We start from the raw sequence: 21,638 nt of genomic DNA, 5'->3' as shown, positions 1-21,638 counted from the left end.
CACGACCATGACCGATACCGACACGCCCGCACTAGCAAGCTAAAACCCCAAACGAGAGGAAAACGCCGTTACACCACTACAAGGGACTTGACCAGCCACAGCCACGCGCCGCAATTGGTAATACAGACACCATTGACCTTGGACAGGTCAGTAACACGGGCAATACAGTTCAGACCCAATTTTCCGAAAGCGGTGCCACCACCACACCCGACCCAGGCGACGGTGGTGAAACACCAAACCCAGGCGACGGAAACGACGGCTCTGACGAAAGTCTCCTCAACACGCCTGTCACGATTAATAACGGACACGTCGACCTGCGTGCCATGGACCTCAATGGTGAACTGACCGTAGCGCTCGGCGACGATTCGCGACAGCACGCACAGGAATCCGTGACACGCACTATCGACTCGACGACCCTGGAAGTCACGAAACTTGCGAAGGTTAAGCGTGAAGGCAACGTGCTTGCCAACCCAAGCTACGACGTCCTCGGTCCCAAAGGCACTGAACTCTACATTCTGCCGCAAGCTCAACAACCAGGCCGTGTGTGGCCAGGGTTCTCAAGCGAAACGCTCGACCGCATGAAATATCCCGAAGGTGCGACGATGACACTCACACCTGTGAGCGCACCTGAAGGCGGAAAATGGTTTGCCTACACGGAGAACCTCGGCTCCATTCAAACGATGTACGCATCCAGCGAGAAGGCTGCAGACATTCCTCTTCCGCCCGGAACCCACATGCATACTGCGTGGGCATTCACCAAACCTGGAACGTACACGATCGACGTGACGGCGCGCGCCAAGCAGGAGGTGGGAGGTGCACGAAGCGCTGGTGGCAGTGTGACAGCGAAGACGCAACGTCTCACGTTCGTCGTGGATCGCAAGCCAGGTGGTGAAGACGGCGACGTCTCGACTCCGCCAAGTGAAAAGCCGAGTGAAGCACCAGGCGAACAGCCAACGCAGGAACCACCTGTGGAGCCGTCGCAGGAGCCAAACGAGCCGGCTCAGCCTGGTGAGTCCGACAACGACGACAGCAGGAAGCCTGACGACAAACAGACGGAAGCTCCTGCTGAAGGAGACGGAGGCGACTCCGACAACGGTGCGAACAGCACCTCGAACGGCACTGGTGCAAATGGTTCAAACGGCACCGCTTCGAACGACGGCAACTCCCTGCCCCGTACCGGTGCCACGGTACTTCCGGTTGGACTGACCGCTGGTGCACTTGTTGTTGCTGGTGTTGCGCTACTTGTAGCTGCACGCCCTCGCAAGAGCTAAGTCCTGCACAACGAGGGCCCGCACTTTCCTTTAGCGCCTCCCGCCAGGTGAGAAATCAGTTCATCCTGGCAGGTCGCGGTTGGGGAGGTGCGGGCCTACTTTCTAACACCTCGGGAACGGCCACCCCAGCAGACAAGCGACTCTAGTGGGTTGTCCTCAGAGTCAGCTGCTTAACGGGCTTTTCACAAACCAGGGTGTAGGTGGTGGGCTGACCCCGTTTCGTAGGTCCGGTGGTTCTGAGAGTCGTCCTGTTGCCCGTGGGTTCGGGCGGGGAGATTGGTCAGGTCATGTCGAACAGCAGGAAGTGTCACACCCCGGGGGTACCGACGCGCGTATCACGATGCGCGCGCCGAGGGCTGGGTCGTGAACCACAAGAAGATCCAACGCCTGTGGCGTGACGAGGGCCTCCGCGTCCCGCAGCAGCGGCGTCGCAAACGCGTCGGGTCCTCGACCGTCGACCCCGCAACAGCGGACGCTCCGAACGTGGTGTGGGCGGTGGACTTCCAGTTCGACGCCGACGAGCAGGGCCGGCCGATCAAGATCTGCTTGATCGTCGATGAGCACACCTGGGAATGCATCGGCGGGCTGGTCGAGCGGTCGATCACCGCCGACCGGCTCACCGCGCATCTCGAGGATCTCGTCGCCGTCCGCGGCGCTCCCGCTGTGCTCAGGTCCGACAACGGGCCGGAGTTCATCAGCGAAGCGATGGCCGACTGGGCAGGCACCCGCACCGGCCTGTCCTACATCCCACCGGGCTCGCCGTGGCGGAACGGGTACGTCGAGTTGTTCAACAGCCGGCTCCGCGACGAGTGCCTCAACATCAACAGCTTCTACTGGCTGCTGCACGCGCAGGTCGTGGTCGGCGACTGGAAAGACGAGTACAACCATCACCGCCGGCACTCCTCGCTCGGCTACCTACCCCCAGTCGAGTACGCTCAGCAGTGCACCCATCAAATCGAAACCGACGACTCACACAGCCTCCGGACCGAATGAAGGAGGCGGCCCACGTGCTCTGCGTGAAGGGTTAAGGCAGAGGCGGCAACGTTGCCGAGACACATTTTCGTTAACACACTCGCAGCGACATTAGGCCTGGCCTATCGGTTCCTTATAGGACCATAGGCCAGGCCTTCGTCTTTCATGGCAATCGCCTAGATCGCCCGAATTGAACGCCGGATGGTTGAGGCGAGTGGTGACTATTGCGTGCCAATTTATGCAACGATAGGGTTGCTTAATTGCTCAAAGTGACCATAAGGTTAGGCTCGGCTAAGCTAACCAGCAAGGCCGTTCGGTGGGGGCACACCGCCCATCGATCAACGACCATCTGGAGTTATTCGTACTATGAAACTTCGTCGCTCAAAGAGTGTCACGATGATCGTGGCATCAGCGGCTCTCGCGCTCGGCCTTTCGGCCTGCGGTACGAGCCCGTCAAACTCGGGCTCGACCACGTCGGCTTCCCCTGACGCCACCAGCGCGACGATCGAGACGGAATCGAATCTCGGCAAGCACACGATCACGGTTCCGCCCAAGAACGTTGTCGCCCTCGACAACCGTACGTTTAAGCTGCTGAACGACTGGGGTGTGGAACTGAAGGCCGGCGCCGTCTCCTTAATGCGCCCGGATCTGTCCTATAAGAAGGACGTCACCGATATCGGTAACCACCGCGAGCCCAACCTCGAGCTCATCGTCGCTGCCGAGCCCGACCTGATCGTCTCCGGTCAGCGCTTCACGCAGTACAACGACGACATCAAGAAGCTCGCCCCGAACGCGACGCTCGTCGACTACTCGCCGCGCGATGGCAAGGACTTCGCCGAAGAGCTCAAGCGCCAGGTAACCGAGATGGGGCGCATCTTCGGTAAGGAAGCGGAAGCGAAGAAGGAAATCGAGGCGTTCGACGCCGCCGTTGCGCGGGCGAAGGCCGCCTACGACCCGTCGCAGAAGGTCCTCGGCGTCATCACCTCCGGCGGCAAGATCAACTACGCCGCGCCGACCAAGGGTCGCTCCGTTGGCCCCGCGTTTGACGTTCTCGGCCTCACCCCGGCCCTGAAGGTCGAGGGCTCCTCGAAGGACCACGAGGGCGACGACGTCTCCGTCGAGGCGATCGCCGACGCCAACCCGGACTGGATTCTCGTGCTCGACCGCGACGCGTCAGTTTCCGCCCTCCGCGGCAAGACTTTCACCCCGGCCAACGAGCTGCTGAAGAATTCTGCGGCGCTGCAAAACGTCAATGCGGTGAAGAACGACCGTATCGTCTACATGCCGCAGTACACCTACATCGATGAGTCGCTCGCGACCTACACCGAGTTCTTCAACTCGATCGCCGACGCGATGGAGAAGGCTAAGGCGTGACCTTCAACGCGACCACCGTCCAGGCTCCCGAGTCCGCTCGGGAGCCTGGCGGCGCGTTGCCTACCGCGCGTCGGCCGCGCCTGTCGTGGTCGCTGCTAGGGGCTGTCCTCCTCACTGTTGCCCTCACCGTGCTCTCACTGTCGGTCGGTGTGTACGACATCCTGGGAGCGGACGACGGCGCGGAAATCTTCGCGATTACGCGGATTCCGCGGACGGTCGCCCTGATTCTGTCCGGCGCCGTCATGGCGATGAGCGGCCTCGTGATGCAGATGATCACGCAGAACCGCTTCGTCGAACCGACGACGACCGGCACGACGGAATGGGCGGGGCTCGGCCTCCTGCTCATCATGATCATCGCGCCGGCGGCCTCGCTGCTAGTCAAGATGAGCGTCGCGGTCGCCACCGCCTTCATCGGTACGCTCGTCTTCTTCGCGTTCTTGCAGCGCGTGACGCTGAAATCGAGCGTCATCGTCCCGATTGTCGGCATGATGCTGGCGGCCGTCGTCGGCGCGGCTTCGACCTATATCGCGCTTGAGACCAACCTGCTGCAGACGATGGGGATCTGGTTCCAGGGCTCCTTCACCTCAGCGATCAAGGGCCAGTACGAGCCGATGTGGGCCGTCCTCATCGTCGTTGTTCTCGTCTTCGTCGCCGCCGATCGGTTCACCGCGGCGGGCCTCGGCGAGGAATTCGCGACTAATATCGGCCTGAACTACCGCATGGTCGTCCTGCTCGGCACCGGGCTCATCGCGCTCGCGACCGGCATCGTCACCGTCGTGGTCGGGCAACTGCCGTTCCTCGGCCTCATCGTGCCCAATCTCGTCTCGATGGTCCGCGGCGATGACCTGCGCTCGAACCTTCCGTGGGTCGCGTTTACCGGCATCTGGATTGTCACGATCTGCGACATCATCGCGCGCGTGATCATCATGCCGTTTGAGGTGCCCGTCGCGATTATCCTCGCGGCGATCGGTGCCGTTGTCTTTGTTGTCATGCTGCTAAGGATGCGTCGCCGTGGCTAGTACGACCCTCATGAAGCCGCGCGAGCGCGTGACGCCACCGCTGTCCGACCCCGAGCCGACCCGACGCACGACGGGTGCTCTCGCCGGCGGAACTCGTCGTCGCTACTGGATCATCCTCGCGATCCTCATCGCCCTCGCGCTGGGGAGCACCGCGCTCACGATGTCTTACGGCAATCCGATGCCCATCGGCTCGGATGGCTACTGGACGATCGCGCGCCTGCGGGCCAAGACCCTCATCGTCGTCCTCATCGTCACGGGCGCCCAAGCGATTGCGACCATCAGCTTCCAGACGGTGACGCACAACCGGATTCTCACGCCCAGCATCATGGGCTTCGAATCGCTCTACCGACTCGTGCAGACCGCCGCGGTCTTCGCGCTCGGCGCCGCCGGGATCACGCTCGTCACCGGCGTGTGGCAGTTCCTGTTCCAGATCGCGCTCATGGTCACCTTCGCGACGATCCTGTACGGCTGGCTGTTCGGCGGCCCGCGCGGCAATCTGCACATCACGCTGCTCGTCGGCATCGTCATCGGTGGCGGCCTCGGCGCCGCGGCAACGTTCCTGCAGCGCCTGCTCACCCCGAGCGAATTTGACCTGCTGACCGCGCGCCTCATCGGCTCGCTCGCGCAAGCGCGTGAGGAATACCTGCTGCCCGCGGCCATCATCGTGGCGCTCGCCGGCGCCGCGCTGTGGGGGCAGTCGCGCACCCTCAACGTGCTCGCCCTCGGGCGCGAGCCCGCCCTCAACCTCGGCATCAACCACCGTCGCCGGACGTTGCTCGTCCTCGTCCTAACCGCGATTTTGATGGCGACCTCGACGGCGCTCATCGGGCCGATGACGTTCCTTGGCTTCCTCGTCGCGATGCTGGCCTACCAGCTCGCCGACACCTACGACCATCGCTACCTCTTCCCGATGGCCTGGTTCATCGGTTTCATCATGATGGCGGGCGCGCACTTCATCCTGCGCAATGTCTTTTACGCCCAGGGCTCCGTCGGCGTCATCATCGAACTCGTCGGCGGTGGCTTCTTCCTCTTCTACATCCTGCGCAAGGGAAGGCTGTGACATGATCTCGCTTTCGACCGTGACCCGGAACTATTCCGATGAGGTCTCGATCGGCCCCGTCGATCTCGCCATTCCCAAGGGCGGGATCACGGCCCTCGTGGGGCCCAACGGCGCGGGCAAATCCACGATGCTCACGATGATCGGTCGTCTCATGGGGATGGACGACGGCGCTATCGAGATCGCCGGTAGGGACGTTGCCACCACCAAGTCGAAGGAACTCGCGCGGATCGTGTCAATCCTTCGGCAGGAAAACTCCTACGTCACCCGCCTGACCGTGCGCCAGCTCGTGGGGTTCGGCCGCTTCCCGTACTCGCAGGGCCGCCTGACCCGGGAAGACGAGCGGATCATCAGCCAGGCGATCGATTTCTTGGAGCTCGGTGCGCTGGAAAACCGGTTCCTCGACGAACTCTCCGGCGGCCAGCGCCAGCGCGCCTACGTCGCGATGATCCTGGCACAGGACACGGACTACGTCCTGCTCGACGAGCCGCTCAATAACCTCGATATGCAGCACTCGGTGCTCATGATGCAGCACCTGAAGCGCGCCGCCGTCGAACTGGATCGCACGATCCTCATCGTGCTGCACGACATCAACTTCGCCGCCGCCTATTCGGAATGGATCGTCGCGATGAAGGACGGTAAGGTCGTCGAGTTCGGCACGCCCGAAGACATCATGCGCGAAGAAACCCTCTCGAGGGTCTTTAACACCCCCGTCGAGATTCTTCCGGGCCCCAAAGGCCCGATGGCCTATTACTTCTAGGACGTTCTCGCTGCATAAGATTTGGTGATTTTCGGCTGGAAAAGCCGACCATCGACGATATTGATGCCGTCCACGCCCTCTATTCCGACCCGCGCGTGTGGAAACACTACCCGTCGGGTCGTTTCACCCGCCGTAGCGAGACCGAAGCGCTCATGCGCATGTGGCTCGAGGGCTGGGAACGTGAAGGACTGTCCAGCTGGCTCATCTGGGATGGCGACCGTGTGGTGGGGATCTGCGGTCCCAAACTGCGGCGAGGCTCGTATTGGAACCTCGGATATTGGATAGCGCCCCAGGCGCAGGGTAGGGGAATTGCCACGCGCGCGGCACGCTACTCCGTGGAACGCGCCAATGCCGCCAATGCGGACCTGCCCGTTGTCGCCCGGCTGCTCGAGCACAATACGCGGTCGCGGCTCGTGGCGGAACGGATCGGCCTGAGGTGCTGTTTCGCCGGGCCGGACACTGGTAACCCGAACGGGCCAGCAACTCGGCTGATCTACGCCGATCGTGACCTGACCGAGCATCAGGTGGCGACTGCACGGGCATAACGTAGAGTTTCGGCATGAGGCTTTGGTCGCTTAACCCGTTGCACCTTGATCGGCAGGGCTTGAGCGCACTTTGGCGCGAGGGATTGCTCGCGCAAAAAATTCTGGCCGGCGAAACTGCCGGCTACCGCCACCATCCGCAGCTCGAACGCTTCCGCGCAACCGCAGATTCCATGGCAGCAATTGCCACGTACCTTACGGCGGTCGCGGATGAAGCCGCAGCGCGCGGCTACCGCTTCGATCGCGATCGCATTCGGACCGAGCCAACCGGTGTGCGACTTCCCGTCACCGAGGGACAGGTCGCTTACGAATGGCGCCACCTGCTGGCAAAGCTTCAGATCCGTAGCCCCAAGGTTTATGAGACGGCCGTCGCGTCACGACCGCAGCTGCACCCAATGTTTGACGAGGTGCCAGGGGAGATTGAACCGTGGGAACGGCCGGTATCAGAAAGGGACCAATGAGCGTTAAGTCCGCAGCAGCGCGCTATCGCGAAGAAATCGGAGAGGTGCGGGCCGTCTATCGGGATCGGCCCTCGCTACTGTTTGCCCTGATTCTCGGCGGAGTGTGGCTGCTGTTTACGGTGTTCACCCTGATCAATCCGGGTGAAACGTTCGTCCTTGCGATCGCGCCCAGCGTCATTTTTGCGGTGATCTGCGGCCTCATCTACCTGTACATGGGGGGCGAAGCACTCATCATCGCCGAGCGCGGAGTACTGATCGGATCCGCGGCGCCGGGACTACGCCCCTACGTGATCCGCTACGAACAGATCGCACCGGGAAGCGTGGTTCCGGTGACCGGGGCCCGGCACTACAGTCACGCGATTGGAACCGGCGTCGTGCCGCAATCGACCGTCCGGCGAAACTTTTGGACATCCCAAGGCGTCCACTTCGTCGGTCCGTCGCCTCGTGAGGCACGACGACATAAGCCATTAGTCGCGCCCTTTCTCGATGCGCCCGTCAATCCAACGGATGGGCGCACGATGTGGTTTGCCGGAACGGGGTCCAGTTCGCCGCACGAGGCTGTCCGCCATATCGCTGAAGCCGCGCGCCGGGCCGGCCTGAATGAGCTTGCCGAGCGAACCCAGCAGGCAGGTCTCGTCGCACTCGATGCCGATCCGAAAAATGGGGGAGGGCGGCTTCCCGGCGTGGCGTAGCCGGCGGGAAAAATTCCTACTCTTCGACAGCCACTGACATGCTGAGCGTGTGCGATCCGCCGGCCGGAATCGTCACGGCATGATGCTGCACGTTGCCGACCTCGACACACATCATGTGCTCCCACTCATCTGCATCGAACCCGTTGAGCCGTTGCGCCCCATCGGGCCCCGGGTTCCACACGATCGCGTCGCGGGCGCCCGAGGTGCGAATCGTGACCGTGCGGTCCGGCTCGCCGATCGTGAGCGTGGGGGAGTCGGCAATAGCGTCGAAGTAGATGACGTCGTGCGGGCCCTCGATCTGAAGCGTCCCATCGTGCACACCGCGCCGGGAGCCATCGAGGAATTCGCTGCCGTCAAGGCCATCGATGCGGGAGCGGGCGAGGTCATCGACATAGAAGTAGGTGTGGAACGCCTGGTCGACGATGGTCTGCTGCGTCGGCGACGTGATCGTGAGGGCGACGCGCAGTTCGGAATCGAACTCGGCGACATAGCGGTAGTACAGGTCGGCGGGGTAGTCGTCCGACCCGGGGGTGCCTTCCGTCGCGCTGTGGTCGAGTTCCCACACGTATCGCGCGCGGTTTTCACTTACGTCCTCTTCGACCAGGTCCCATTCGATCCAGCGCACGAGTCCATGGCCGTACGGGACGCTCACGTCGGTGCGGCCCTGGCCGAACCACGGCGCGCAGATCGGGATACCGGCATGGACCTCGCGCGCTTGGCCCGCCCTACGGGAGGTAAACAGAACCGGCCGGTTCGTGGAGTGCGGGGTCCAAGATAGTACCTGAGCGCCGAGGTCACTGACACGCCCGGCGCTCGCGTCGAGATCGAAGACATGAAGGGCCATGACGCAACGATAACGCGCACGCCAGCCCGGAACGTTCTAGCCTTCTTGCTATGACGACAAAAGCGTGGCCGTGCCCCTGCGGCGGCGAAACTTATGCGACCTGCTGCGGAGAACTACACGATGGCGTCCGGCAGGCCACCACCGCCGAAGAACTCATGCGTTCGCGGTACTCCGCCTACGTTCGACGCAATGCGAACTACGTATTTCGCTCATGGCATCCGCGTACCCGCCCGACCAATGTCGACGACGATAGCCCGGTATTCACGCGGCTCGAGATCCTCGACGTCGTAGACGGTGGCGAAGACGATACCGAGGGCATCGTCGAATTCCGAGCACACTTTATGGACGACGGCATGACCGGCGAGCTGCACGAGCGCTCGCGGTTTACGCGCAAGGCCGGACGCTGGGTCTACCTCGACGCGCTGCCCCTAGAGTGAGGACATGCGCAGCTTCGGATTCCTCAGCTTCGGTCACTACGGCGGGCACGGCGGCCCCAGCGCAGGTGAGGCACTACACCAGGCTGTCGAACTCTCGGTCGCGGCCGATGAGATCGGCGTCAACGGCGCCTATTTCCGGGTCCACCATTTCGCGCGGTAGGCCGCGGCTCCGATGCCGCTGCTGTCGGCGATCGCGGCGCGCACCCAGCGCATTGAGGTCGGCACAGGCGTCATCGACCTGCGCTAGCGCATATCGGAGTTATAGCACTCGATGATCCCTCCTACTTCCTCGTCCTGGCGGCGCGGAGCCCGTTGAGGATCACTATCACCTCGGCGATCTCGTGCACGAGCACCACCGCTGCGAGGCCGAGTACGCCGAACAGGGCGAGCGGCAGCAGGGCGGTGATGATCAGCAGGGACAGGATGATGTTCTGGTTGATGATGTGCCTGCCGCGGCGGGCGTGGTCGAACGCCCGCGGGAGGAGCCGCAGGTCGTGGCCGGTGAAGGCGACGTCGGCGGACTCGATCGCGGCATCGGAGCCGGTCGCGCCCATCGCGATGCCGATGTCCGCGGCCGCCAGGGCGGGGGCGTCGTTGATGCCGTCGCCGATCATCGCGACCGAGCCGTGCCTGCCCAGCTCGCTGATCGCGGCGGCCTTGTCCTCGGGACGCAGCTCGGCGCGCACGTCCCCGATCCCGGCCTGCGCGGCCAGCGCGCGGGCGGTGCGGGCGTTGTCGCCGGTGAGCATGGTCATCCCGACGCCCTGGGCCGCGAGGGTGCGCACGACCTCTGGGACCTCGGGGCGAAGCTCGTCGCGGACCCCGATCGCGGCGACCGGGACCCCGTCGAGGTGCACAATGACGACGGTCATGCCCTGCTCCTCCAGGCCCGCGACCTGGTCCTTGAGCGTCCCCGAGTCCAGCCAGCGAGGGCTGCCGACGGTGACCCGGGCCCCGTCGAGGGTGCCTTCGATGCCGTGCCCGGCCTGCTCGGTGACGTCCAGGGCGGCGGGGACTCCGGGTGCGGCGGCGGTGATCGCGGCGGCCAGCGGGTGGGTGCTGTGCTGCTCCAGGGATGCCGCCCAGGCCAGGGCCGGCGCCTCGGTCACGCCGGCGGCGGTGAGGACGGCGGTGACGGCGGGCTCGTTGCGGGTGAGGGTGCCGGTCTTGTCGACGGCGACGTGGCGGATCACGCCGAAGCGCTCGAACACGGCACCGGACTTGATGATCACGCCGAACCGGCTCGCCGAGCCGATCGCGGCGACGACGGTGAGCGGGACGGAGATCGCCAGCGCGCACGGCGACGCGGCGACGAGCACCACGAGGGCGCGGGTGATCCACAGCTCCGGGTCGCCGAGCAGCGAGCCGATGATCGCGACGAGAGCGGCGAGGATCAGCACGCCGGGCACGAGGGGTCGGGCGATCCGGTCGGCCAGCCGAGCGCGGTCTCCCTTCTCGGCCTGCGCCTGCTCGACCAGCTCCACGATCGTGGTCAGCGAGTTGTCCGTACCCGCCGCGGTCGCCTCGACCTCCAGGGCACCGGCGGTGTTGATCGCCCCGGCCGACACCGCGTCGCCGGGCTCGACCTCGACCGGGATCGACTCGCCGGTGATCGCGGAGGTATCCAGGCTCGACCGACCTGTGCGGACGATGCCGTCGGTCGCGATCCGCTCACCGGGGCGCACCAGCATGAGCTGCCCGACCTGGAGGTCCTTCGCAGCGACCTCCACGGGCGCGCCGTCCCGCCGGATGGTCGCGGTCTCCGGGACGAGCTTGAGGAGAGCCCGCAGCCCGCCGCGGGCGCGGTCCATGGCCTTGTCCTCCAGCGCTTCGGCGATGGAGTACAGGAACGCCAAGGCGGCGGCCTCCTCGACGTAGCCGAGGATCACCGCGCCGACCGCGCTGATCGTCATCAGCAGGCCGATGCCCAGCTTGCCCTTGAACAGCTTGCGGATCGCGCCCGGGGTGAACGTCGACGCGCCCAGCAGCAGGCTGATCCAGAACGCCACCAGCGCCGGGACCTCCGCCCCTGTCCATTCCAGGACCAGGCCCGTGCCGAAGGCGACGCCGGAGAGCACCGGGACCATGATCCCGCGGTCACGCCACCACGGACGCTCCTGCTCCTCATCGGCTTTCTCGCCGACCCGGGTCTCCGGCTCGTCGCAGCCGCACGCCGCGCTCACGCGCCCGCTCCCGTCCCGCAGCAGCCCGGCACAGTGCACGCGGCGTCCAAGCACGGCGCGTGCTCGTCCACGGCCAGCGTCACGTCCACCAGCGCCGTGAGCGCCGCCGCGAGGTGCGGGTCGGCGATCTCGTAGCGCGTCTGCCGACCCTCGGGCTCGGCGACCACGATCCCGCAGTCGCGAAGACAGGTCAGGTGGTTCGACACGTTCGAACGCGTCAGCTCCAGCTCGCGCGAGAGCACGGCCGGGTAGCTCGGCCCGTCCAGCAGGGTCATCAGGATCCGGGAGCGCGTCGGGTCCGCCATGGCCCGGCCCAGCCGGTTCATGACGTCGAGGCGAGAAGCAATAGTCAGCATGCACTGAACTATACAGTAGTGGCTGACCTATTGTCACTCTGGGGAGTTCTGCCGCACGCGCTCCGCGCGCTTGCCCTCGGGAGCTGGGGTCACCTCCGCCAGCGGGGCCATGACGGCATCCCGCGGCCCTTCCACGTCTCCGCGAGGCCGACGACCCAGCGGGCGGAGGCGAAGAGGGCGTAGCCGGCCCCGGCGAGGCCAGCGCCGACTACGAGCCACCGCCCGATGCCGAGCCACACGCTCCCGTCCACGTCCAGCGCCCACTGAGCACCCGTGATGAGGCCCGCTGCGGCCATCCAGACGCCCGCGACCAGCATCGCGAGCGGCACGAGCGCGAGGAGCATCGCGGCGGCGGCGCTCCAGAGCTGGCGCGCCTCAACCTTCGCTGTCGCGGCGAAGATCCGCTCGGCCCGCTCGTTCGCGGCGTCGAGGTTCGCCGTCATCGTGGTCGAGGCATCCCCGGCGACCTGCTCGACGGCCTTCTGCACGCGCTCCTCGGTGCGCTTCTCGATCCACTGCACCGCACCGCCGACCTGGCTCACGAGCTTCTGGTTCGCCGCGGCCTGCACCTTGAGCCCGTCAATCGCCGAGGCCGTAGCCGCGCGATTCTTCTGCGCCTCCGCGACCAAGCTCTGCGATGCGGCGCTCAAACGCTTCCCGTCGAGACTCTGCGCGAACTCGCCGAGCGTGCTCTCGATCTCGCTCAGCCTGCTCTCGACGCTCGCGATCTGCGGCGACGTGCTGGCGGACGGCTGCGAGATCGACGCCCGGTCGATCCGCTTCGTCAGCTCCTCGTCCATGATCTTCTGATGCCCGGTGAGGTCCCTCACGGCCTTCGTCAGCGTCGTGAGCTGCTGCTCGACGGCGGCGTGCTTCGAGACCAACGTCTCCAGCATCTCCGTAGTCCGCTGCTGCTCGATCTTCTCCGTCGCCCTCGCCGTGGCCATCGCGGTGATGCTGTCCATGTCCCTGCTCCTCCTGCGCGCGGATGCGCTGCTCGATCTCGTTCGTGTACTCGTCCAGCACCTGGCCGAACGCCTCTGGGTGCTGCTGCTCGAAGAACTGGCCGAAGTCCGACTGTTCGACCTGCTCGCGGACCGTGGCGAGGTGCTGCGCGGCCTCAGCGGCCCGTTCGCGGGCCTGGTCAACCTTCTTGGCGAACTCCTCGCTGCTCAGGTGCTCCTTCGAGCGCTTGGTGACCTTGAACTCGACGTCGTACCCGGCATCGGCCAGCGCCTGGCGGTGCGCCTTGTGCTGGCGCTGGAGATCGCCGGGACCCTTGAAAAAGTCCTTCTGGCTCAGCCTCCCGTCCTCCGTCACCGGGGTGAACAGGAGCTGGAGTTGAGGATTCGTCTCATCCATATGCACGGAGTAGCCCGGAAGGTTCTGCTGCCCGAACTCCTGGGCGGCCCAGTCGAGCTGCGTGCCGATGTACTGCTCTGCTTCGGCGTTCAGACCGTCCTCGCGCCAGTCCGGGTTGTGCTCGGCGAACCACTTCGGATCGAGCTGCAAGACGAGGGGGCGCATCGCCACCGCGTCGGCCTTGATCTTCTTCTCGACCGTCGCCAGGCGCGCGTCCAGATAGTCCGTCAGCTCTGCCGACGGCGGCCGGTCGTTGCCCTTCTCGTCCTGCGTCACGACCGGGGCACGCCAACCTCCGTTGCCGTCGTTGACCATCGTGATGTTCATCGACGTGCGCGCCGGATCGATGTTCGGGTTCCGCTGAGCGAAGGAGAACCCCGCGGCCTGATCCGCATCGCGGGCGATGTGGCGAACGAAGTTCGTCGCGTGAGCGCCTGACGCCTTGACCTTGTGGCTCGCGTCAAAAGTTGCCGTGTAGCTCATCGCGCACCTCCCGATGATCCGACGCCCGCCGCTGCGCGACGTGCCCCGGAGCCTCCGGCGGCACTCCCGTGGGGCCTTCCGTTCCGGAGGTCATCGCCCCTCCACATCTGGGACCCTGCGCCCTGATGTGGAGCCTCTGCGACAACCTCCGGAACGGAAGGTGTAGCCCCATACACCTTTCCGCTGCGCTCCAAGGTTCCCGGGGCCCTCCGGGGGCCGCTGCGCGGGCATGCAGCCCGATCCTCCAGCGCTCCACCGGAGCCCTGACGAATCGGCTGCGGCTGGCCGTCGAAGGTACTCATCGTGCACCTCCCACGACCAGCAGGCCGCCGTTCGCGCGGAGCCGCGCGACCTTCCGCTCAAGCTCGGCCTGACGGTGGGCCTCCGCCGCCGCTTCGCGCTCGGCCTCGCGCTGGCGCATCTCCGCCATCGCCGCCTCGGCATCCGTGCGGATCGGGCAGGACTCGGTGTGGTCCAGGGCGTAGCCCTGCCACTCGTCGCAGATGCAGCGATCGCGGGGGCTCGGCTCACTCGGTGCAACTGCGACCTCGACGGAACTCTGCGGGATTGGCTGCCCGACCCCGGCGAACTCCGCGAACAGATCGTCCGCGTCAATCGCGTCCAGCTCAGGGCATGCGATCCGGTCGTGCTGCTCCACGATCGGCGCGACCGTGCGCGCCTCCATCGCACCGCGAACGCGCTCCCGCTCGGCGGTGTCCTTGATCGCCTTGCACTTGCGTGCCAGCAGCTCCAGGTCCTGGCGCATGTGCTCGTACCGCTCGTAGCTCTGGTACTCGCGGGTGCCGTTGAGCACGCCGGAGTTCACGAAGATCGAGAACTCACGCTCGGCCACCGGGATGATCACCGGGAAGCGGCGGAACCCCTGCCCGAGGTTCTCCGCATGGTGCTTGACCCGAACTCCGCCCTGCATCGACTCGTACTCGCCCGCCAAGCCCCGGAGGAACTCCTCGTAACCCTCAGGCCCCGTCACAATGTTCACCCGGTTGAGCAGCTGCGTCTTGGACCCCTTGATGTTCACGACCGGCTTCTCGTCCGGCTCGCGCCACGGGCCGAGAATGCGGAAGAGCATTCCCCGGCTCTTCGCCGTGCGGATCATGTCGCCGACGCGCATGTCCTCCCAGATCACGACCGGCTCGCCGTCGTATCCCTCCCACGAGACGTTCTCGCCGCCGACCTTGAAGTACGGCTTGTCCGCGTCCGGGGCCAGGGCGCGAGCGAGCGCCTTCGCGAGCAGGTCCTTGCCCGTGCCGCCCTCCCCGAACACGTAGAAGTTCATGACCGACTCCGGCGCGTCCTGGTGCGAGAGGAAGTCGCCGCGCAGCTTCTGAAAATGCGCCAGGTTGCCCTTCGCAAAGTAGATCGCAGGCTCCTGATCACGGACCTGCTTCAGCGTCAGCGAACCCTTGCCCACGGCCTGGAAGAGCTTGCTCAGCTTCGCGCTGCCGCCGCCCTCCGCGGCGGTGCGGCGCATCGCCATGTGCGCGTCCAGCTCCCGGCCGAAATCGAAGTTCGCGACGATCCGCCCGCGCCCGTACTGGTACTTGCCGGGCTTGCCCTCCTGCGTCTTGTCCACGAGGTCGTGCCGATCCGACTGGTGGATGCCGGGGGTTGCGTCCCTCCCGCGCGATTCGTGCGGCAGGTACTCGGCGAGGTCGAAAAACGCCTTCTCCGCAGCGCCTCGGCCCTTGTGCTCGGTGCCGTCCTGCTCCGCGGTCTCCTTCGGCGGCTTCACCCGCGCCGAAGGGATCGAGAAGGCATCGGAGACCGTGCGGATCGTGGGGCGCGGACCGTCCGCATCGGCGACCCACAGCACCATGTGCGCGTGCAGGCCCTTGGTTCCGCAGCACACCGTCTCGCCGGTGCCCTCGTCCACCTCGACCAGGCGGTCGTACGGGTGCCACACGTAGGCCCAGCGGTGGAGGCGATCGCCCAGCGCCGCGAGGCCCTCGTCGATCTGCTCCTGCGTGAGCATGACCTCGCCGGTCTCCGGGTGCTCCCGGTACTGCATCACCGAGAACACGCGCGACTGCATCCGTGCGCGCTTCACCTGCTCCGAGCTCTCCGCAGCCTTCGCCCGGGCGAAAAAATCCTTCGCCTCGGCGACCTGCGCGGGCGTGGATTCGACCACGAACGCCTCAACCTCATCACCGGGATCGGCACCCGGCACGTCCATCTCGGCGAAGTCCACGGGTGTAGCCGAAGTAGGCGCCTGTGCAGCCGTTTCTGAAACGGATGCGCGGCCACCCAAGGAAGGCCGCGCATGAATTGCGGCGGTAGATCCCAGGTCAGAGCTGAGATCGGCGGTCGTGTCGGAGCCAGCGGAATCGCTCTGTGCAGCCGTATAGCCGTTTTCTTCGAGAAGGTCCTCGACGGCGAGAACCGGGTTCGCGACATTCGGATCGACGACGGGCAGCCCGCCTTCGGCGGGTGCCAGGCCAGGCCCTCCGGGCGGGGTCAGGTCGGCGGACACGAGGGCGCTTGTGCGTTCGGCGGCGTTCATCGGGCACCGCCCTTGCGGTAGCGCTTGATGACGGCCTGGTGCGTGACGCCGAGGGCGTCGCCGATCTTGGCCCAGGTCACACCGTCGGCGCGGGCATCGGCGACGGCGATCTCGACGGCCTCCTCCAGCACGGAGCGGAGCACACCGAGGTCGTAGAGGTGCGCCTCGCTGTCGGCGAGGGCGGGATCGCCCAGACGCCAGCGGAAGCCGTTCACGTAGTCGAAAGCGGTGAAGTTGGCGCTCATCAGCGATCACCGCCCATCACAGCGGCGACCGCGGCGCGCTGGCGCGGGGTCAGCGGCGTGCGGGCCAGGCGCTCACCCGCTCGGCGACCGGCGGCGAGGGCGGCAGCGATGACGGGATCGAGCCCATCAGCCTGCGGAACGGGGTTCAGGTCCTGGTCGAGCCCAGGACGGTCCAGCGCAGATGCGCGGGGAGCGTCGATAACGACAGGCATCGGAAGTCCTCAAACATGAGTGTGCTTCCGGTTCCCCGCCACGTTCGTTGGGCTGTTTGACCGGCTACTCATCCGGGAGCAGAACCCCGCGCTTCTAAGTCGCGGCCCCGGTGGGATCTTCTTGTCTGCAACTATTCTCCCACGACTCGACTCACCGGTCCACTGACGAGTCGACTCGCGTGTCAGTCGCGACGAGGCTCTATTCGAATGAGGTCGGGGTCGAACTTCACGTGACCCGGCGCGATGGGCTCGATTGTCACCGTCACCAGCTCGTCCACGAGCATCCGGCGACGGTCCACGTCCAACTCCTTCCACTTCGACTCGACCACCTCGCGGCGCTCCGCGGTGCCGACCAGCTCGTCCACGTCCGCGAGCAGCTTCGCCGCCACCGACACCGATCGGTCGAGCAGCTCCGCGTCGATCTCGTCGATGCGAGCCTTCACGTCGTTGATCGCCGCGGTGATCTCCAGCACGGGCTGGTGGATGTCGCGCAGCAGCGGGCTCAGCTCCTTGACGCGCTCGACCAGGGCGTTCCGCTCGCTCAGCAGCTCTTCGCGGTCCGGCCCAGCATCTTCCTGCGGCATCACGAGGTCGTGCACGTCCACCGAGGACAGTCGGGTGAGCACCGCCTCGGTGACCATCGCATCGACGGGCTCGCGCTGGCGGGTGAGGTGGAACTGCTCACCGCAGCGGTACGTCGGCTGCTTGCGGCTGTTCGTCCCCGAGACGAGCGTCGCGCCGCACTTCCCGCACAGCCCGATCGTGGACAGGAGGTACTTCGGTTGGTTGCCCTGCCTCGCCGACCTCCGCACGTTGTCCTCCAGCTTCGCCACCGCAGCCCGCCATGTCTGTTCGCTGACGATGGGCGGGAACCCCGCGCCCTGCACCGGGTACAGCTCGCCCGAGGCGTAGTGCTTGATGTAGCCAGCGTAGAGCGGGTTCGCCAGCAGGTACCGCACGGCATCGACGGAGAACTCCGCCCCGCGCGCGGTCAGATGACCGGCGTTGTTCAGGTCCTCGCGGATGCGCCGGATCGACAGCGACGGCTCGCCGAGGAACGCGTCGAAGGCCCGCCGAATCGCGTCGGCCTCCTCCTCGATCAGCTCGCCCTCCCTTGTCCAGCCGAACGCCTTGCAGGTGGACGCCGGTATGCCCTCGGCGCGGCGGCGCTCGTTCGACCTGATCTGACGCTCGGCCTTGCGACGCGCCTCGAACCGCGCGAGAGCGGCGAGCATCGTCGCCCGGAACTCTCCGTCCGCCGTCGAGAGGTCGATCTCGCCGTCCACGGTGACGACCCGCAGACCGAGGTCGATCAGCGTATTCAAGTCCTTCGTGCTGCGCAGCAACCGGTCCATGTCCACCGCGACGACCATCGAGAACCGACCCGCCCGGGCGTCATCCAGCATCTCGGCCCACCGGGTGCCAGCGCGGCGCTTCTTCGTCGCCGAGACCGCGTTGTCGTCGTAGACCTCGACGACCTCCCAGTCCTTCGCCTCGGCCAGCGCCCTGATCTTCCGCAACTGGGTCTCGACCGTCCACCGGTCGCCCTTGCGATCCATCGAAGCGCGGACGTACGCGGCGACCTCGTTCGTCTTCCTCAGCGATACCAGTTCAACCATGCAACCAAGCTTACGTGAACGGGTGTTGTAACCCTGACATGTGCTACGAAAACCCGCTGTATCTCGCGGAAGAGGCTGCCGCGCTCGACCTACTCGCCGATGGTCGGGTTGCCCTTGGGATCTCGCGTGGCTCACCCGAGCCGGCGCAGCGCGGCATGAACCTCATAAGCTCCACGCTGCTGACAGAGACGACGGGCGATAGCTTCGCCGACCTGCAGGCCGAACAGATCGAGCGCTACCGGGCCGCTTTTACCGCTGCCGGGCATCGCCGGACCCCGCGGGTCTCGGTCAGCCGCTCCATCTTCCCGGTCATGAACGATATCGACCGTCGCTATTTCGGAGTGCGGGGCCAGGGCTCGACGGACCAGGTTGGCGTCATCGACGGATTCACCTCGACCTTCGGCAAGACGTACGCCGCCGAGCCCGACGTGCTGATCGACCAGCTCCGCGCAGATGCCGCCCTCATGAGTGCCGATACCCTGACGCTCACAATCCCGAACCAGCTCGGCGTCGACTACAACCTGCACGTCCTTGCATCCTTTGCCGATCACGTCGCGCCCGCCCTCGGCTGGGAGCCCACAAAGCGCTAGCTCTTCTAAGGCGCCGCGGGTAGTCTGCGTGGGTGTCTTCCTCACAGTTCCGCTCCGGTGACCCGGTCGTCCGCGCCCGGAACCTCACCAAAACCTATGGAGATTTCATCGCCGTCGACGGTATCGATTTCGACGTCGCTGCCGGCGAGTCCTTTGGCCTGCTCGGCCCGAACGGCGCCGGCAAGTCGACGACGATGCGGATGATCGGTGGCACGCTGCAGCGCAGCGGGGGAGAACTTAGCGTCGTCGGACTCGACCCGGAGGTCGCTGGCCCCGAGGTCCGCGCCCACCTGGGCGTCATTCCGCAGCAAGACAATCTCGATGAGGAGTTGCGGGTCGACGAGAACATCGTCATCTACGGCCGCTACTTCGGGCTGCCATACTCCTACCTCAAACCGCGCGCGAACGAACTCCTCGAATTCGCCCAGCTGACGGACAAACGCAAGAAGAAGATCAGCGAGCTGTCGGGAGGCATGAAGCGCCGCCTGACCATCGCCCGGGCGCTTATCAACGAGCCACGCATCCTGCTGCTCGACGAACCCACTACAGGCCTCGACCCGCAGGCCCGCCACGTCCTGTGGGATCGCCTATTCCGCCTGAAAGAAGAGGGCGTCACCCTCCTTGTCACGACCCACTTCATGGACGAGGCTGAGCAGCTGTGCGACCGCCTCATCGTCATCGACAAGGGCCAGATCATGGCCGAGGGCTCGCCGCGCGAACTCATCCGCACCTACGCCTCGCGTGAGGTCGCCGAAGTGCGCTTCGGCTCCGGGCGCTCCCAGCAGATCGTCGACCAGCTCGAAGGGATCGGCGACCGGCAAGAAGTGCTGCCCGACCGGATCCTCATCTACGCCGAGTCCGGCGACGCCGCCTTAGACGCGGTCGGTGCTCGCGGGCTGAACCCGACGACCTCGCTCGTGCGCCGCTCCTCGCTCGAGGACGTGTTCTTGCGCCTGACGGGACGGAGCCTCATTGACTGACGCCGTCTACCAGGGACAAGCCCACGATCCGCTCACATCCGCCCACCGCGCCCGCCGCTTCGGCTGGTGGTATTTCGCCGAGCACTACCTGCGGCAGATGCGCCGCTACGGCTGGCCGCTGCTCCTGTCCGATATCGGCCAACCGCTGCTCTACCTCATTGCCATGGGGATCGGGCTCGGAGCCCTCGTCGACGCGAATGCCGGCACCGTCGAAGGCGTGAGTTACCTCGTGTTCGTCGCACCGGCGCTGCTCGTGTCGATCTCGGTGCAATCGAGCGCCACGGAAATGACGTATCCCGTCATGGCCGGGTTCAAATGGCAGCGCTTCTACTACGCACCGGCCGGCGGGCCGCTCGCCCCGTGGCAGATCGCACTCGGCCACACGATAGCGGTCTCGTTCCGCTTCGCCCTGCAGGCGGTGATCACGACGACTCTGATGTGGACATTCGCCTACCCGCTGGCCGCGACGTGGCCGCTGCTCCTTGTCATCGGGCCGCTTGCCGGGCTCGCGTTCGGGGTGCCGCTGCAGGCGTATTCGGCGACCGTTAAAGGGGAGGGGACCGAATTCTCGACGGTGCAGCGCTTCATCGTCATGCCGCTGTTCCTGTTCTCCGGCACGTTCTACCCGCTCGCCGTCATGCCCTCCTACCTGCAGGGGATCGGGTGGATCTCGCCGATCTGGCACGGGGCCGAATTGGCTCGCGCTGCCGCCTACGGCAAAGACATCGGCGCAACGATGATCGTCGTCCACGCGGCATTCCTCCTGGCCTGTATCGCGCTCGGGATCGCGCTTGCGGCCCGCACCTACCGGAAGCGGTTGACCTCATGAGTTCACCGACCCGCACGATCCTCGATCGCCTCTCGCGCCCCCGACCGCTGCGCGGGGTGTATTCCGGTAATGCCCGCGCGGTCCTCGAGCGCGGGTTCAAGGTCATCATGGTCCAAAACTGGTTCATCCTCGTCTCGGGGTTTTTCGAACCGGTCTTCTACCTGCTCGCCATGGGCTACGGGCTCGGCTCGCTCGTCGGGACCGTCGAAGGCCCGGGCGGCACCGAGATCTCCTATATCGGTTACATCGCTCCGGCGCTGCTCGCGACGAGCGCGATGAACGGCGCGATCTTCGACTCGACGTGGAACGTCTTTTTCAAGCTCCACTACGCGAAGCTCTACCAGGCGATGGTCTCCACCTCGCTCGGCCCGCTCGACGTCGCCATCGGCGAGATCGTCATGGCGCTCTTCCGCGGCTTCCTGTACGCGCTCGGATTCATGGGCGTGCTGTACGCCATGGGGATCGTTGCGGGAACGTGGGCGCTGCTCATGATCCCCGTCGCGGTCCTCATCGCGCTCGGGTTCGCAAGCTTCGGCATGGGCGTCACGTCGTTCCTTCGCACCTTCCAGCAGATGGACCTCATCAACTTCGTCATGCTGCCGATGTTTCTGCTGTCCGCGACGCTGTATCCGATCACGGTCTACCCCGAGGCGGTCCAGATGGTCATCAAATTGCTGCCGCTGTGGCACGGCGTCGAACTCATGCGTCAGCTCTCCGTCGGGGTCTTCACCTCGATGACTCCCGTCCACGTCGGATACTTCCTCGTGATGACTCTCGCCGGAGGCATCTTGACCACGTGGCGGCTGCAAAAGCTCTTCCTTCGTTAACC

Annotated in this window: 23 protein-coding genes and 2 pseudogenes; 15 read left to right on the top strand and 10 right to left on the bottom strand. The window is 65.6% G+C overall.

Going from position 1 to position 21,638, the window contains the following annotated elements:
* Positions 1-68: 68 nt before the first annotated feature.
* Entirely contained in the window at positions 69-377 is a 309-nt protein-coding gene (locus BSZ39_RS14175) for a hypothetical protein (RefSeq protein WP_222842857.1), read from the bottom strand.
* Here BSZ39_RS14175 and BSZ39_RS04280 point away from each other — a divergent pair.
* The 9 genes and pseudogenes from BSZ39_RS04280 to BSZ39_RS04240 all read left to right on the top strand — a co-directional run bounded on the left by BSZ39_RS04280 (position 324) and on the right by BSZ39_RS04240 (position 8,148).
* The gene (locus BSZ39_RS04280) at positions 324-1,271 is read left to right on the top strand and encodes a choice-of-anchor M domain-containing protein (RefSeq protein ID WP_073716147.1); all 948 of its coding nucleotides are present in this window, start codon (positions 324-326) and stop codon (positions 1,269-1,271) included. The two genes, BSZ39_RS14175 and BSZ39_RS04280, sit on opposite strands and share 54 nt — an antisense overlap.
* Positions 1,272-1,589: 318 nt before the next feature.
* Positions 1,590-2,264: pseudogene (locus BSZ39_RS04275) on the top strand (IS3 family transposase); the annotation flags it as partial.
* A gap of 375 nt (positions 2,265-2,639) precedes the next feature.
* Positions 2,640-3,617, top strand: coding sequence for a siderophore ABC transporter substrate-binding protein (locus BSZ39_RS04270; protein WP_245792420.1), 978 nt, complete (start codon positions 2,640-2,642; stop codon positions 3,615-3,617).
* Entirely contained in the window at positions 3,614-4,636 is a 1,023-nt protein-coding gene (locus BSZ39_RS04265; RefSeq protein WP_222842855.1) for an ABC transporter permease, read from the top strand. Before BSZ39_RS04270 ends, BSZ39_RS04265 begins: the two co-directional genes overlap by 4 nt.
* The gene (locus BSZ39_RS04260; protein ID WP_245792419.1) at positions 4,629-5,696 is read left to right on the top strand and encodes an iron chelate uptake ABC transporter family permease subunit; all 1,068 of its coding nucleotides are present in this window, start codon (positions 4,629-4,631) and stop codon (positions 5,694-5,696) included. Before BSZ39_RS04265 ends, BSZ39_RS04260 begins: the two co-directional genes overlap by 8 nt.
* A 1-nt stretch (position 5,697) precedes the next feature.
* Positions 5,698-6,453: an iron ABC transporter ATP-binding protein gene (locus BSZ39_RS04255; RefSeq protein WP_073716143.1), complete on the top strand. Its 756-nt coding sequence runs from the start codon at positions 5,698-5,700 to the stop codon at positions 6,451-6,453.
* Positions 6,454-6,467: 14 nt separating this feature from the next.
* Positions 6,468-6,998 carry a GNAT family N-acetyltransferase gene (locus tag BSZ39_RS04250; protein ID WP_073716142.1) on the top strand — a complete coding sequence of 177 codons (531 nt, stop codon included), beginning with the start codon at positions 6,468-6,470 and terminating at the stop codon, positions 6,996-6,998.
* A 14-nt stretch (positions 6,999-7,012) separates the two neighbouring features.
* Complete coding sequence (locus BSZ39_RS04245) at positions 7,013-7,456, top strand: pyrimidine dimer DNA glycosylase/endonuclease V (RefSeq protein WP_073716141.1); 444 nt, start codon at positions 7,013-7,015, stop codon at positions 7,454-7,456.
* Positions 7,453-8,148: a hypothetical protein gene (locus tag BSZ39_RS04240; RefSeq protein WP_073716140.1), complete on the top strand. Its 696-nt coding sequence runs from the start codon at positions 7,453-7,455 to the stop codon at positions 8,146-8,148. Before BSZ39_RS04245 ends, BSZ39_RS04240 begins: the two co-directional genes overlap by 4 nt.
* Before the next feature lie 16 nt (positions 8,149-8,164).
* Here BSZ39_RS04240 and BSZ39_RS04235 read toward each other — a convergent pair whose 3' ends face one another.
* Positions 8,165-8,992, bottom strand: a complete 828-nt coding sequence (locus BSZ39_RS04235) for an aldose epimerase family protein (RefSeq protein WP_073716139.1) — start codon at positions 8,990-8,992, stop codon at positions 8,165-8,167.
* 50 nt (positions 8,993-9,042) lie between these two features.
* Between BSZ39_RS04235 and BSZ39_RS04230 the strand changes: the two genes are divergently transcribed.
* Complete coding sequence (locus BSZ39_RS04230) at positions 9,043-9,429, top strand: YchJ family protein (protein ID WP_073716138.1); 387 nt, start codon at positions 9,043-9,045, stop codon at positions 9,427-9,429.
* 4 nt (positions 9,430-9,433) lie between these two features.
* Positions 9,434-9,673 (top strand): annotated as a pseudogene (locus BSZ39_RS04225) (LLM class flavin-dependent oxidoreductase); the annotation flags it as partial.
* A gap of 37 nt (positions 9,674-9,710) precedes the next feature.
* Here BSZ39_RS04225 and BSZ39_RS04220 read toward each other — a convergent pair.
* The 8 genes from BSZ39_RS04220 to BSZ39_RS04185 all read right to left on the bottom strand — a co-directional run bounded on the left by BSZ39_RS04220 (position 9,711) and on the right by BSZ39_RS04185 (position 18,410).
* Positions 9,711-11,612 carry a heavy metal translocating P-type ATPase gene (locus BSZ39_RS04220; protein WP_187343227.1) on the bottom strand — a complete coding sequence of 634 codons (1,902 nt, stop codon included), beginning with the start codon at positions 11,610-11,612 and terminating at the stop codon, positions 9,711-9,713.
* Complete coding sequence (gene cmtR, locus BSZ39_RS04215) at positions 11,609-11,968, bottom strand: Cd(II)/Pb(II)-sensing metalloregulatory transcriptional regulator CmtR (RefSeq protein WP_040158801.1); 360 nt, start codon at positions 11,966-11,968, stop codon at positions 11,609-11,611. Before cmtR ends, BSZ39_RS04220 begins: the two co-directional genes overlap by 4 nt.
* A gap of 89 nt (positions 11,969-12,057) precedes the next feature.
* Positions 12,058-12,510 (bottom strand): hypothetical protein, encoded by a 453-nt coding sequence (locus tag BSZ39_RS13165; protein WP_169829083.1) that lies wholly within the window; start codon positions 12,508-12,510, stop codon positions 12,058-12,060.
* A 37-nt stretch (positions 12,511-12,547) separates the two neighbouring features.
* Positions 12,548-13,813: a plasmid recombination protein gene (locus BSZ39_RS04205; protein ID WP_073716135.1), complete on the bottom strand. Its 1,266-nt coding sequence runs from the start codon at positions 13,811-13,813 to the stop codon at positions 12,548-12,550.
* Positions 13,814-14,111: 298 nt separating this feature from the next.
* Complete coding sequence (locus BSZ39_RS04200; protein WP_073716134.1) at positions 14,112-16,334, bottom strand: RNA helicase; 2,223 nt, start codon at positions 16,332-16,334, stop codon at positions 14,112-14,114.
* Complete coding sequence (locus BSZ39_RS04195; protein WP_073716133.1) at positions 16,331-16,579, bottom strand: helix-turn-helix domain-containing protein; 249 nt, start codon at positions 16,577-16,579, stop codon at positions 16,331-16,333. The genes BSZ39_RS04200 and BSZ39_RS04195 overlap by 4 nt, the downstream gene beginning before the upstream one ends.
* Positions 16,579-16,791, bottom strand: coding sequence for a hypothetical protein (locus BSZ39_RS04190; RefSeq protein ID WP_073716132.1), 213 nt, complete (start codon positions 16,789-16,791; stop codon positions 16,579-16,581). The genes BSZ39_RS04195 and BSZ39_RS04190 overlap by 1 nt, the downstream gene beginning before the upstream one ends.
* A gap of 182 nt (positions 16,792-16,973) precedes the next feature.
* Positions 16,974-18,410, bottom strand: a complete 1,437-nt coding sequence (locus BSZ39_RS04185) for a recombinase family protein (protein WP_073716131.1) — start codon at positions 18,408-18,410, stop codon at positions 16,974-16,976.
* Between the two features lie 38 nt (positions 18,411-18,448).
* On the opposite strand from BSZ39_RS04185, the gene BSZ39_RS04180 reads away from it, so the two are divergent.
* The 4 genes from BSZ39_RS04180 to BSZ39_RS04165 are packed head-to-tail and all read left to right on the top strand — an operon-like array spanning position 18,449 to position 21,636.
* Positions 18,449-19,000: an LLM class flavin-dependent oxidoreductase gene (locus BSZ39_RS04180; RefSeq protein ID WP_073716130.1), complete on the top strand. Its 552-nt coding sequence runs from the start codon at positions 18,449-18,451 to the stop codon at positions 18,998-19,000.
* Between the two features lie 32 nt (positions 19,001-19,032).
* A complete protein-coding gene (locus BSZ39_RS04175) occupies positions 19,033-19,980 on the top strand; it encodes an ABC transporter ATP-binding protein (RefSeq protein ID WP_073716129.1) in 948 nt (315 codons plus the stop codon).
* Positions 19,973-20,809 carry an ABC transporter permease gene (locus BSZ39_RS04170; RefSeq protein WP_073716128.1) on the top strand — a complete coding sequence of 279 codons (837 nt, stop codon included), beginning with the start codon at positions 19,973-19,975 and terminating at the stop codon, positions 20,807-20,809. The genes BSZ39_RS04175 and BSZ39_RS04170 overlap by 8 nt, the downstream gene beginning before the upstream one ends.
* Positions 20,806-21,636 carry an ABC transporter permease gene (locus tag BSZ39_RS04165; protein WP_073716127.1) on the top strand — a complete coding sequence of 277 codons (831 nt, stop codon included), beginning with the start codon at positions 20,806-20,808 and terminating at the stop codon, positions 21,634-21,636. Before BSZ39_RS04170 ends, BSZ39_RS04165 begins: the two co-directional genes overlap by 4 nt.
* Positions 21,637-21,638: the final 2 nt, after the last annotated feature.

It is taken from the genome of Bowdeniella nasicola, assembly GCF_001907295.1.
Classification (GTDB): Bacteria; Actinomycetota; Actinomycetes; order Actinomycetales; family Actinomycetaceae; genus Bowdeniella; species Bowdeniella nasicola.
This window is presented reverse-complemented; position numbering and strand designations above follow the sequence as displayed.

Bases quoted from the DNA above. Each gene is read 5' to 3' on its own strand.
- BSZ39_RS04280 (WP_073716147.1), top strand. From the start codon at position 324: ATGGACCTCAATGGTGAACTGACCGTAGCGCTCGGCGACGATTCGCGA.
- BSZ39_RS04270 (WP_245792420.1), top strand. From the start codon at position 2,640: ATGATCGTGGCATCAGCGGCTCTCGCGCTCGGCCTTTCGGCCTGCGGT.
- BSZ39_RS04255 (WP_073716143.1), top strand. From the start codon at position 5,698: ATGATCTCGCTTTCGACCGTGACCCGGAACTATTCCGATGAGGTCTCG.
- BSZ39_RS04245 (WP_073716141.1), top strand. From the start codon at position 7,013: ATGAGGCTTTGGTCGCTTAACCCGTTGCACCTTGATCGGCAGGGCTTG.
- BSZ39_RS04240 (WP_073716140.1), top strand. From the start codon at position 7,453: ATGAGCGTTAAGTCCGCAGCAGCGCGCTATCGCGAAGAAATCGGAGAG.
- BSZ39_RS04235 (WP_073716139.1), bottom strand. From the start codon at position 8,992: ATGGCCCTTCATGTCTTCGATCTCGACGCGAGCGCCGGGCGTGTCAGT.
- BSZ39_RS04230 (WP_073716138.1), top strand. From the start codon at position 9,043: ATGACGACAAAAGCGTGGCCGTGCCCCTGCGGCGGCGAAACTTATGCG.
- cmtR (WP_040158801.1), bottom strand. From the start codon at position 11,968: ATGCTGACTATTGCTTCTCGCCTCGACGTCATGAACCGGCTGGGCCGG.
- BSZ39_RS04205 (WP_073716135.1), bottom strand. From the start codon at position 13,813: ATGAGCTACACGGCAACTTTTGACGCGAGCCACAAGGTCAAGGCGTCA.
- BSZ39_RS04200 (WP_073716134.1), bottom strand. From the start codon at position 16,334: ATGAACGCCGCCGAACGCACAAGCGCCCTCGTGTCCGCCGACCTGACC.
- BSZ39_RS04195 (WP_073716133.1), bottom strand. From the start codon at position 16,579: ATGAGCGCCAACTTCACCGCTTTCGACTACGTGAACGGCTTCCGCTGG.
- BSZ39_RS04190 (WP_073716132.1), bottom strand. From the start codon at position 16,791: ATGCCTGTCGTTATCGACGCTCCCCGCGCATCTGCGCTGGACCGTCCT.
- BSZ39_RS04185 (WP_073716131.1), bottom strand. From the start codon at position 18,410: ATGGTTGAACTGGTATCGCTGAGGAAGACGAACGAGGTCGCCGCGTAC.
- BSZ39_RS04180 (WP_073716130.1), top strand. From the start codon at position 18,449: ATGTGCTACGAAAACCCGCTGTATCTCGCGGAAGAGGCTGCCGCGCTC.
- BSZ39_RS04165 (WP_073716127.1), top strand. From the start codon at position 20,806: ATGAGTTCACCGACCCGCACGATCCTCGATCGCCTCTCGCGCCCCCGA.